The sequence below is a fragment of the Streptomyces racemochromogenes genome, assembly GCF_044129415.1.
GTDB classification, from domain to species: Bacteria; Actinomycetota; Actinomycetes; order Streptomycetales; family Streptomycetaceae; genus Streptomyces; species Streptomyces racemochromogenes_A.
Window position 1 is genome coordinate 21,399 of sequence record NZ_JBBDHD010000081.1, and the last position, 10,479, is coordinate 31,877.

Below are 10,479 nucleotides of genomic sequence, written 5' to 3' on the forward strand. Positions count from 1 at the left end.
TCCGCCACCGCTCGGGCCCGGCCCGGGACTCAGGGGGCGGCGGGCCCGCCGGGGACGTCCACGTACACCTCGGTGGACTTCACCCGGGCGGTGACGCTCACCCCGACCGCGATCCCGAGCTGCTCCACCGACTCCCGGGTGACCACGGAGACGATCCGGTGCGGCCCCGACTGGATCTCCACCAGGGCGGCCACCTCGTCCACCCGTACCGCGGTGACGATCCCGGCGAAGGAATTGCGCACGGAGGTGGCGGCGGCCCGGTCGGGTACCGGGTGCAGTCCGGCGGCGCGTTCCTTGGCGAAGGCGGCCAGCGCCGGCCCGTCGACGGCGCGCGTGCCGTCGGGCGCGCGCAGGGCGGGCAGCCGCCCGGAGTCGGCCCAGCGGCGGACGGTCTCGGGACTCACGCGCAGCAGACCGGCGGCCTGGCCGATGGAGTACGTGGGCACCGGCCCACCCTATCGGCGGGCCCCCGCGCACCGGCCGGGTCCGAAGCGCTCTCAGGGCGCCGCGGGCTCCAGATTGCGGGTCATCCGCTCCAGCACCTCCACCGCGGTCCGGTACTCCCGCGGGGATATCCCGGCCGTCGCCCGCTCCCGGAAGGCCCCCACCTGCGCCCCGGCCTCGGCCAGGCGGGCCCGGCCGCTCCCGGTGAGCGCCAGACGGCCCGGTTCCGGGCGCACCGCCCAGCCGCCGCAGAGGACCCCCTCGATGGCGGCGGTCAGCGTCGGGGCATCGGCGTGGGCGGCGAGGGCCGTCCGTACGGCGGCGTCGGTGGCCCCGGAGCCGTCCGCGAGGGTGTTGAGGACCTGCCAGGCGAGGCGGGTGAGCCCGTACTCGGCCAGCAGGGCGTCCATCGTGGTGGTCAGGGCGCGGTCGGTGCGGTTGAGCCAGTAGCCGATGGGCTTCATGGCGTTCTCCTGTGGATCAGTGCCCGGTGAAGGCGGGGGCGTTCTCGGCGGCCCACTGCGCGTAGGTGCGCGCGGGGCGGCCGAGGAGGGTCTCGGTGGTGTCGGCGACCGCGGCGGGGCCGTGGCTCGCGGCGGCCCACAGGTCGAGCAGCGAACCGGCCATCGGCGCGGGCATGAAGGCCGACATCTGCTGTTCGGCGGCCTCGCGGGATATGCGCTCGACCGGGACCTCCCGGCCGATGGCCGCCGAGAGGGCGGCGAGCTGCGCGCGGAAGGTGAGCGACTCGGGACCGCTCAGGGTGAGGGAGCGGCCCTTGAGGAAGTCGCCGGTCAGGGCCTCGAAGGCGATGTCGGCGATGTCCTCGGGGTGGATGGGCGCTGTGTGCGCGTCGGGGTAGGCGAGCTGCACCGGCATCGCCCGGCCTATGGGGTGCGCCCAGCCGAACGAGTTGCTCGCGAAGGCGTCCGGGCGCAGGAAGGTACAGGTCAGCGACGAGGCTGCGAGGGCGTGCTCGACCTGGAGGCTGTGCCGGGCCAGCGGATCGGTCGCGGCGTCGGGGCCGAGGACCGAGGAGGAGGACAGCAGCACCACGTGCTCGACACCGGCGGCCTCGGCGGCCCTGATCAGCGCCCGGATCCCGGAGGGCTCGGGGTAGAGGAAGACCTGGCGGACGCCGTCGAGGGCGGCGGCGAAGGTCTCCGGCCGGTCGAGGGCGAGCTCGACGGCCGCGACACCGGCCGGGACGGTCAGTTCGGCCGGGCGGGCGCTGGCGGCCCGGACGCGGTGGCCGGCGGAGTGCAGGCGAGCGAGGACGCCCTGGGCGACCTTGCCGCGCGCGCCGGTGATGAGGGTGGTCATGGGAGGCCCCGTTCACGTTGTCCTCGACTGAAGACGATTGACTGAAGACATATGCATGCTGACACGCACACGTTTTCATGTCAACACATGCTTGCGGAGCGTCACGTAGATACGATGGCGGGATGAAGAATCACGAGGCGGAGACGGCCGTCGAGGCCGCCGTGGCCGAAGAGCTGCTGAACGCCGTCGGGCCCGCTTTCGGGAAGCTGCGCCGCTCCTCGCTCCTGGAGGTCGCGGACCCCATCTCCCCGAAGGACCTGAGCCGGACCCTCGTCCTCAACGTCGTCCTGGAGATCGCCCGGGAAGGCGCCCGCGAGGTCACCGTCGGCGCCGTCGGCTCCCACCTGGGCGTCGACCCCTCGGTGGCCAGCCGCATGGTCTCCGACTGCATCTCGGCCGGCTACCTGGTCCGCGCCGCCTCCCAGCGCGACGGCCGCCGTACCGTTCTCCACCTCAGCCCCGAGGGCGAGGAGCTGATGGCCCGCTTCCGCCGCCACCAGCGCTCGGCGTACGAGTACATCACCGCCGACTGGAGCGAACGCGACCGGCTGGAGCTCGCCCGCCTGATGGTGAAGTACGTCGCCTCCCAGGAAGCCCTCCGCCAGGCGTAACGCCAGGCCCCCTTGCCCCAGGCCCTATCGGGCTCCCGCCGCCCCGGCCCCCGCCTGGAGGGAGGCGACGTAGCGGGAGGTGAAGAGCATCGGCAGGACGAAGCCGGCGGCCTGCACGGCGGTGGCCGCCGTCGAGTGCCCCTGGCCGGCGTGGGCGAGCAGCGCGAGGACCCCGGCGGTGAGGGCGAAGGCGGCCGTCCAGACGCCGGTGATCACGGTGTTGGCCCGGACGAAGGGGCGCATCCCCCAGACCTCGCGCGGGGTGGTGCGCTTGGCGATGCCCAGGGTGAACGGCCTGCGGATCAGCAGGGACACGGCGGCGATCAGGGCCAGGACGGCGGACGAGAGCGCGGCCGAGTAGCCGTGCACGGCCGAGTGCGGGTCGGCGAAGGCGATGGCCACCAGGGCCGCGAAGAAGGCCGCAGACCCCATCTCGATGATCAGCGCGTCGAAGCCGGCCCCCTCGCGGCGCTGCTGGACGGCCACCGCCACGGCCGCCACCAGAGCGGCGAGCGCGCCCCACTGCCACTGGGCGGACGGGATCACCGCGAAGACGATCCACGGGAGGAAGGTGCGCACGTACGACATTTCGAAGACCCCCGGCTGCTGCTGCCCTGACATTCCTGTTCTGACAGGTCGAAGGTAGACCTTCCAAAAATGACATGTCAAGAATGGAATGTAAGGTGGGGGCATGAGCCTTCGACACGCCCTCCTCGGACTCCTCTCCGAACGCCCCGCCAGCGGTTACGACCTGCTGAAGCGTTTCGAGACCTCGCTGGCCAACGTCTGGCCCGCCACCCAGAGCCAGATGTACGGCGAACTGGCCAAACTCGCCGCCGCCGGGCTGATCGGCGTCTCGGCGGAGGGGCCGCGCGGCCGCAAGGAGTACACCCTCACCGACGAGGGCATGGCCGAACTGCGCCACTGGCTCACCGAGACCAGGCCCCAGCGCACCACCCGCAGCGACGTCCTCCTGCGGGTCTTCTTCCTCGGCGTGCTCCCGGCGGACCAGGCGGGCGCGTACCTGACCGGGCTGATGGAGGCGGCAGCGGAGGAGTACGAGGACCTGCGCGCGCTGGAGCGGTCCATCGACTGGGGCGACGACCGGCTGTCGGTGTACGGCCGCATCGCCCTGGAGTACGGCCTGCGCCTCAACGAGATGAAGCGCGAATGGGCCGCCTGGGCGGCCGGCCGGCTCGGCTAGCGGCCCGCAGGTCGGGGAACGCCGGAGGGCCGGACCGCGGCTGCGGTCCGGCCCTCTCTCGTGACGGAGGCTCCCGACGGGTCACTTCATGCCGACGGCGTACCGGTACGAGAAGTGGACGATCTTCCAGACCGTCTCCAGTTCCGCATAGCTCCGCGGCCCGTAGACGAGCGTCACCGCCTGGACCGGGTGGTGCACGCCCCAGCCGGCGTTGATCACTTCCTCCTCCGCCTCCTTCGGGAGCGTGAGGTGGAGCGAGCCGTCGTGGTGGGGGTGGATGTGGGCCCACTCCCTACCGCGCTGGAAGGCCTCCGCCGGGCCCGTGCCGACGCCCTCGGGCAGGAAGAGGGCCCGGGCGTGCGGGACCGAGACGAGCGTGGGCGCCATGTACACGTACGGCAGCGCGCGCATCCGTCCCCACAGCTCCTCCTGCAGCATGATCGGGGAGATCTGGGAGCCCTGGCCGTGCGGGGCCGGGCCGAAGACCTTCGGGGCCGCCCCCTCGCGGGGAGTCAGGGTGAGCATGGCGGTGTTCCTTTCCGGCCGGTGACCCGGCTACAGCGTGACGGTCCTACGGAGCTGCGGCGCCGGTTCGTCAGGCGTTCGCCTTGGTGGCCAGCTGCTCCAGGACCTCCAGGACCGCGGTGGCGATCTCGGCGTCGTCGGCGGGGTGGGTGGTGGCGAAACGGGTCACGGATTCGGCGACGGACAGGCGGGCCTCCTCCAGGACGGCACCACCGGCCACACCGGCGGACTTGCGGGCCTCGTCCTGCGCCCACACGCCGCCGTAGCTGCCGAAGGCGGTGCCGATGACGGCGACCGGCTTGCCGGTGATCGCGCCGGTGCCGTACGGGCGGGACAGCCAGTCGATCGCGTTCTTCAGCACGGCGGGGATGGTGCCGTTGTACTCGGGGGAAACGAGCAGGAGCGCGTCCGCACCGGACACGGCCTCCCGCAGGGCCACCGCCGGAGCGGGGACGGAACCTTCGACGTCGATGTCCTCGTTGTAGAACGGGATCTCGGCGAGGCCCTCGTGGATATCGACGGAGACGTGTCCGGGGGCGTGCTTGACGGCCGCTTCGGCGAGCTGTCGGTTGTGCGAGCCGGCCCGGAGGCTGCCGACGAGGGCGAGGACGCGAACGGTCATGGTCGGACTCCTAATTGAGAGACGCCTGAGGGCGAGGGATACGGCGGACACCGCGATCCCGTCCCGACGGTAGGCGCCGGCGCCGGACTCCCCGTCGAGCGCCGCTGGAGTACGAGGCCACGGGGGTTCCGAGCGGTGGTCCCGGCCGGCGGCGCTTACGCAACCGACCTTGCCTGAAAGGGACTTGGACCTCGACCGATACCTCGACCCGGACGGCCGGCCTAGGCCGGCGCGGCGAAGCCGGCGCAGAGCAGGCGGACGCTGCGCACGAACTTCTCGTCCTGGCCCAGGTGTTGCACCGAGGCGCCCATGACCAGGGGGAACCGGGCGAGCAGGTCGGCGTACTGCTCGGCGGTGACGGCCGGCGGGGCCGCCGGCTGGTTCTGCTCCTGGAGCACGAATCCGGTGACGTGGCTGAGCAGGGTGTCGGCGGCGATGCCGCAGCGGTCGGCGGGCAGGCCGGCGTCGAGGAGGGTGCGCAGCAGGCGCTCCATCAGGGAGAGGGCGCCGGTGCTGAGCACGCCGGGGCTCTCGGCGAGGAGCTGGGCGCCGCCGGGGTGCTGTGCGATGCCCCGGCGCAGGGCGGTGGCCTGGGCCTCGACGCGGTCCTGCCAGGTGGCGGCGGGCGGGAGGGCGGCGAGGGCTTCGGTGCCGGCGTCGTGGGCCTGGCGGCAGACCCGGTCGGCCATCAGGGCGAGCAGCTCCTCCTTGCCGCGCACGTGGTAGTAGAGGCTGCCCGCGTGGGTGTCCAGGCGGTCGGCGACCTGGCGCATGGACAGGTTCTGGTAGCCGACCTCCGCGAAGACGGCCATGCCCGCGGCGACGATGCGCTCCTTGGTGAGCTTCATGCGTGCCACCGTACAGGTTTTCCAACACCGTTGGAAAACTGTGCTAGCTTGACGTCGTCGCAGTTTCCAACGGTGTTGGAATCGCAGAGGGGGGAGTGCCGGACATGGAAGCGATCGTCTTCAACACGACCACGGCCGCGCTGATGGTCATGATGGTCAACTGCGGTCTCGGCGTGGTCGGCCGCGACACCCTGCGCGGACGGAGCCTCCCGTGGGCGGCCCTCGTCCTGACCGGGCTCGCCGTCGGCGGCGTCCTGCTCCAGCTGGTGTGGTCCGGCGCCATGGACGCGCTGGACGCCGACCCGGCCAAGTCCGGCTGGTGGCGCGAGTTCACCTCGGTGTTCATGCAGAACGGCGGCCTGTTCGGCGCCCTGTGGAACCTGGCCACCCTCGCCGTCGTCGCCGCGCTCGCCCACTGGTACTGGGGCGGTGGCCTCACCCTCGGCTTCTTCCTCGCGGGCATCCTGCTGCCCGGCCGGATCGACGCCCTGCTCGGCCTCGGCGACGGCCCCGCCACCGACCCCCGCAACTTCGCCGGCAGCTCCGGCGCCACCTACTTCCTCGGCGCCACCCTCGCCCTGGCGTTCCTCACCAGGGCCCGCCGGCCGAAGGAGATCGCCCTCGCGGCCGGCGTCCCGGTGCTCGGCCTCGCGATGTGGCTCGCCCAGGACAACGGCCACGGCCTGGTGTCCGTCTACGGCTTCGCCCTCGCGGCGGCAGCCTGGTCGACCCGCCGCCCGACCCGCTCCCTCTCCCACCGCCCGTCCTGACACCGGCCCCCTGTCCGCGAGGCCGGTCCGGCGACTGGTGGAGATTTCAGCCGACTTGGTGCGTCAGTTGGTCGAACACATCGTCTGGCAGCGTCTTGATGTACTCGATGCGTGCACGGATGTCTGCTTCGAGATTGGCCAACGACAAGCTCACCGATGGCTCGGTGAAGTGGTCGCTGCCTGCCTCGGCGGTGAGCAGAGCGACAGCGTCGTAGTTGCCTTCTTTGACCATGCGTTCGAAGAAGATCTTGTAGCGCTCTATGTACGACGCTCCTTCGAAGATCGGGTCCGCCGGGAACGGCATGTTTTTGGGCACCTTGACCGCGTTCAACGATCCCGGCGCGCGTTCCACGAGCATGATGAAGCCGAACCAGGGCTTCAGCCGGCCGAACAGGCCGCGTTCCACGGCCATCTGGGAGTCCGCCGCGAGCCCGAGGGCTTCCTCCGTCCGGTTGTTGAAGTTGTTGCCGAACGAGGGGCCCCGCTGGGACTTGAACTCCATCGCCGCGATCAGGGAGCCGCGGTAGAGCACCAGGAGGTCCCAGTTCTTCACCGGGCGAAAGTACGCCGGCAGATTGTTGTGACCCGTCGTGCGCACCTCCAGCTTGATGCCCGGAGCGTCACGCCATAGTTTCGCCACGACTTCCTGCATCGCGTCCATCTGCTTGCCGCCGGTGACGGCTGCGCGGTTGCCGGTGTCCCTGACCCCGGTGGCCTGCCCCTGCTTCGCGGCCTGTAGGTCCAGGCCCTCCCAGTAGCCGAGAACAGCGGCGCGCCAGGTCTCGACAGGTGTCAGGTCGCTCATGACCCCTCTTCTGCTCTTCGGGTACTCAGATGCTGCCGACAGGCAGCCCGTACGCTTCTTCGGCCGCACGCGTCGCAGCCCCCCTGTCGCCAGAGCGGAACGCATCACGGAGTCTGGAGGCGATGTCGTGGGGGATCGCGTCGGGGCGCGGAACGGCGATCTTCCGCAGGTACTGCGCCTGGAATCGCAGAGTGCCGCCGCGCATCTTCACGCCGTAGGCACTCACGAAGGCTTCTGCGATCCGGGACAGTAGCAACCCGCCGAGCACTTCCAGGTCCCACGACGACGAGACGATGTAATACAGGTTGTGGTGCGGGTAGTAGCGACCCGGCTCCAGCACCGGCGTGATCTGGGCTTTCATGTCCTGGAGAAGCAGCTTCGGCTGTTCGGCGAGGCCCGGGTGAACCTTGTCGATCGTGCGGTGCCAGGTGTTCGGGTTCTTCCTCGCGACGAAGCGCTTTTTGACGTTCGGGTGCGACGCGAGCGCGTCCGCGAACTTCGGGTAGTCCGCGAGATCCACGAGCGTCCCTTCGGCGTTCCACGGGTTCAGCAGCATCTTCGAAGGAGTTGTGAGACGACCTGCGCGGATGTCGTCGGCCATGACGAGGGGCGTCAGCCGGTCTTCCTCGACGTCGATGCCGGCGTCCGCGTTGACGATGTAGGCCTTGTCGGCTCCCGTCGCGACCCCAATGCTGATTTTCGTCGTACCGTCGGCTTCCAGTGTCGGGAAAGTCTCCTGCAGGTGCTCCAGCAGCTTGATGGTGTGAGGGGATCCTGCGGGCCAGAAGTCGTCGGTCTCGAACCAGCTGGGCAGGCGTGCACCCTCCCATCCCTGACCTGCAGCTTCCTCCGCCGTGCCCTGCACGAACGCCAGGGCCTCGCTTGCGGAGGCCGCTCCGAACGCGGCAGTGGTGTCGATGAACGTGGAGCTGCCCTGCTCGGAGTTGGCCAGCACCGTGATCGCCGGATAGGCCGAGACATCTGCTTCAAATGCGTCTACGTCGTGCATCTGCCACACCGACTCGACCGCGTAGCGTGAGATCACCTGACCCCGCAGGTGTTTCCCGTAGGCGTTCCGCATCCAACGGTCCGCGCAGATGAACCCGACCTTCCCGCCCCTTGCGAGCATGGACAGCGAACGCTCGTAGAAGCCGACGTAGATGTCCGCCCGTCCACGCATCGTCCGCCATGTCTTGCGGTAGGCGGCCTCGGTCTCGTCATCGAGGTCCTCGGTGCGGATGTACGGCGGGTTACCGATCACGAAATCGACGTCCGTCGGTACCTCGTCCAGAAGGAAGTCGCCGTGACGCAGCCAGCCCGCAGCCAGGGCTCGGGCCTCTGTGGGACTGGCCCCAGCGGCTTGGAGCATGTCCGTCGCTTTCTTCCGGCAGGTCGTGACGTGCTCATGCTGGAGATCGAGGCCGTACAGACAGTCAGCCAGCGCCGACAGCTCCGTGCCATGGACCTTTGCGGACTCGAGCAGGCGCTCCAGTGCGGGGACGAAAAACGCTCCGGATCCGATGGACGGCTCAACGAGCCTCATCCGGGTGAGGTCCTGGTTCGCCGTGTAGCCGACCAGATCAAGGATCGTCTCGACGACCCATCGACGGGTGAAGACCTCGCCGTACTCGACCTCATCGGGGGCAGCTGCAGCCATGGATTCCTTTCGTCATGGCTCACTGCACGAGCCCACACCTCAAGGCTATCGGCGGGCACGGCAGCCAGAGGCTTTCCGCAATTGCTCGGAGTCGTGGCTGCACGGCGGCTCGCCGAAGCTCTCCTCCATGATCAGCTGAGTCCGGCGCGACCGTCCGCGCGCCGACTGAGACCGAGGCTGAGACCACGAAGCAACGAAGGGTCCGGCCGCTGAGCGGTCGGACCCTTCGTTTGCCCTGTCGGGCGGCTGCGGAGGATACGAGATTCGAACTCGTGAGGGGTTGCCCCCAACACGCTTTCCAAGCGTGCGCCCTAGGCCTCTAGGCGAATCCTCCGCCGCAAACAATACAAGACGTTGAGGGGTGCTCGCGAACACGATCCGGATCGGGGGGCGGGGCGGGGGAGTGCGGTCGGGGCGGGCTCGATTCCGGGGGGTTCCATCCGCTAGGGTGGGGCCCAGCCCCTCACGTGGCGCTATCTCACCCAACTCCCCCAGGGCCGGAAGGCAGCAAGGGTAAGTGGGCTCTGGCGGGTGCGTGGGGGGCGCTTTGCGTTCCGGGGCGGCTGCGGGCGGCTGTTGTCGGTGGGCCCGGATAACCTCGTAGACGTGTCGTCCCTTGCGCTGTACCGCCGCTATCGCCCCGAGTCGTTCGCCGAGGTCATCGGGCAGGAGCATGTCACTGTCCCGCTGATGCAGGCCCTGCGGAACAACCGGGTCAACCACGCGTACCTGTTCAGCGGGCCGCGCGGGTGTGGAAAGACGACCAGCGCGCGCATCCTGGCCCGCTGCCTCAACTGTGAGCAGGGTCCCACTCCCGACCCCTGCGGCGCTTGCCAGTCCTGCCGCGACCTGGCGCGCAACGGCCCCGGGTCCATCGACGTGATCGAGATCGACGCCGCCTCGCACGGTGGTGTCGACGACGCGCGCGACCTGCGCGAGAAGGCCTTCTTCGGGCCCGCGTCCAGCCGGTACAAGATCTACATCATCGACGAGGCCCACATGGTCACCTCGGCGGGCTTCAACGCCCTGCTGAAGGTGGTCGAGGAGCCGCCGGAGCACCTCAAGTTCATCTTCGCGACCACGGAGCCCGAGAAGGTCATCGGGACGATCCGGTCGCGCACGCACCACTACCCCTTCCGGCTCGTGCCGCCGGGGACGCTGCGGGACTACCTCGGCGAGGTGTGCGGGCGCGAGGGCGCCCGGGTGGAGGACGGGGTGCTGCCGCTCGTCGTGCGGGCCGGCGCCGGGTCCGTGCGCGACTCCATGTCCGTCATGGACCAGCTCCTCGCCGGTGCAGGTGAGGAGGGTGTGACGTATGCCATGGCCACCTCCCTGCTCGGGTACACCGAGGGCTCGCTCCTCGACTCCGTCGTCGACGCCTTCGCCGCCGGGGACGGGGCTGCCGCCTTCGAGGTCGTCGACCGGGTCGTCGAGGGCGGGAACGACCCCCGCCGCTTCGTCGCCGACCTGCTGGAGCGGCTGCGCGACCTGGTGATCCTGGCCGCCGTCCCCGACGCCGCGGAGAAGGGGCTCATCGACGCCCCCGCCGACGTGGTGGAGCGGATGCAGGCCCAGGCGTCGGTGTTCGGCGCCGCCGAACTCAGCCGAGCCGCCGACCTGGTCAACGCCGGGCTGACGGAGATGCGCGGCGCCACCTCGCCGCGCCTCCA

13 protein-coding genes, 1 tRNA gene and 1 other RNA gene are annotated in these 10,479 nt (G+C 70.3%); 5 read left to right on the plus strand and 10 right to left on the minus strand.

Annotation, left to right across the window (positions count from 1 at the left end; genetic code table 11):
* Positions 1–29 precede the first annotated feature (29 nt).
* From WDV06_RS25545 to WDV06_RS25555, 3 genes are read right to left on the minus strand one after another with little or no spacing between them, the layout of a single operon-like run.
* Positions 30–446 (minus strand): TOBE domain-containing protein, encoded by a 417-nt coding sequence (locus WDV06_RS25545; protein ID WP_395512117.1) that lies wholly within the window; start codon positions 444–446, stop codon positions 30–32.
* A gap of 51 nt (positions 447–497) precedes the next feature.
* Positions 498–908, minus strand: a complete 411-nt coding sequence (locus tag WDV06_RS25550) for a MarR family winged helix-turn-helix transcriptional regulator (RefSeq protein ID WP_395512118.1) — start codon at positions 906–908, stop codon at positions 498–500.
* Positions 909–924: 16 nt separating this feature from the next.
* Positions 925–1,767: an NAD(P)H-binding protein gene (locus WDV06_RS25555; RefSeq protein WP_395512119.1), complete on the minus strand. Its 843-nt coding sequence runs from the start codon at positions 1,765–1,767 to the stop codon at positions 925–927.
* A gap of 122 nt (positions 1,768–1,889) precedes the next feature.
* Here WDV06_RS25555 and WDV06_RS25560 point away from each other — a divergent pair, with 122 nt between their 5' ends.
* Positions 1,890–2,378, plus strand: a complete 489-nt coding sequence (locus tag WDV06_RS25560) for a MarR family winged helix-turn-helix transcriptional regulator (protein ID WP_395512120.1) — start codon at positions 1,890–1,892, stop codon at positions 2,376–2,378.
* 24 nt (positions 2,379–2,402) lie between these two features.
* Here WDV06_RS25560 and WDV06_RS25565 read toward each other — a convergent pair whose 3' ends face one another.
* Entirely contained in the window at positions 2,403–2,999 is a 597-nt protein-coding gene (locus tag WDV06_RS25565; protein WP_395512121.1) for a hypothetical protein, read from the minus strand.
* A gap of 70 nt (positions 3,000–3,069) precedes the next feature.
* Between WDV06_RS25565 and WDV06_RS25570 the strand changes: the two genes are divergently transcribed.
* Complete coding sequence (locus WDV06_RS25570) at positions 3,070–3,582, plus strand: PadR family transcriptional regulator (protein WP_395512122.1); 513 nt, start codon at positions 3,070–3,072, stop codon at positions 3,580–3,582.
* A gap of 81 nt (positions 3,583–3,663) precedes the next feature.
* Here the strand turns inward: WDV06_RS25570 and WDV06_RS25575 are convergent, their stop codons facing one another.
* The 3 genes from WDV06_RS25575 to WDV06_RS25585 form a co-directional block, all read right to left on the minus strand.
* Positions 3,664–4,107: a luciferase domain-containing protein gene (locus WDV06_RS25575; protein WP_395512123.1), complete on the minus strand. Its 444-nt coding sequence runs from the start codon at positions 4,105–4,107 to the stop codon at positions 3,664–3,666.
* A gap of 70 nt (positions 4,108–4,177) precedes the next feature.
* The gene (locus tag WDV06_RS25580; protein ID WP_395512124.1) at positions 4,178–4,729 is read right to left on the minus strand and encodes an NADPH-dependent FMN reductase; all 552 of its coding nucleotides are present in this window, start codon (positions 4,727–4,729) and stop codon (positions 4,178–4,180) included.
* A 221-nt stretch (positions 4,730–4,950) separates the two neighbouring features.
* Positions 4,951–5,577, minus strand: coding sequence for a TetR/AcrR family transcriptional regulator (locus WDV06_RS25585; protein ID WP_395512125.1), 627 nt, complete (start codon positions 5,575–5,577; stop codon positions 4,951–4,953).
* A gap of 104 nt (positions 5,578–5,681) precedes the next feature.
* Here WDV06_RS25585 and WDV06_RS25590 point away from each other — a divergent pair, with 104 nt between their 5' ends.
* Complete coding sequence (locus WDV06_RS25590; RefSeq protein ID WP_395512126.1) at positions 5,682–6,347, plus strand: hypothetical protein; 666 nt, start codon at positions 5,682–5,684, stop codon at positions 6,345–6,347.
* 46 nt (positions 6,348–6,393) lie between these two features.
* Here the strand turns inward: WDV06_RS25590 and WDV06_RS25595 are convergent, their stop codons facing one another.
* The 3 genes from WDV06_RS25595 to WDV06_RS25605 form a co-directional block, all read right to left on the minus strand.
* Positions 6,394–7,152, minus strand: a complete 759-nt coding sequence (locus WDV06_RS25595) for a PaeR7I family type II restriction endonuclease (protein WP_395512127.1) — start codon at positions 7,150–7,152, stop codon at positions 6,394–6,396.
* Positions 7,153–7,177: 25 nt separating this feature from the next.
* Complete coding sequence (locus tag WDV06_RS25600; RefSeq protein WP_395512128.1) at positions 7,178–8,809, minus strand: Eco57I restriction-modification methylase domain-containing protein; 1,632 nt, start codon at positions 8,807–8,809, stop codon at positions 7,178–7,180.
* A gap of 249 nt (positions 8,810–9,058) precedes the next feature.
* Positions 9,059–9,143, minus strand: a tRNA-Ser gene (locus tag WDV06_RS25605).
* Positions 9,144–9,263: 120 nt separating this feature from the next.
* On the opposite strand from WDV06_RS25605, the gene ffs reads away from it, so the two are divergent.
* Together ffs and WDV06_RS25615 are read left to right on the plus strand one after the other, a co-directional pair.
* Positions 9,264–9,362: signal recognition particle sRNA small type (gene ffs, locus WDV06_RS25610), an RNA gene on the plus strand.
* Positions 9,363–9,415: 53 nt separating this feature from the next.
* Positions 9,416–10,479: DNA polymerase III subunit gamma and tau (locus tag WDV06_RS25615; RefSeq protein WP_395512129.1), on the plus strand; the 1,064-nt coding region annotated here is incomplete at its 3' end.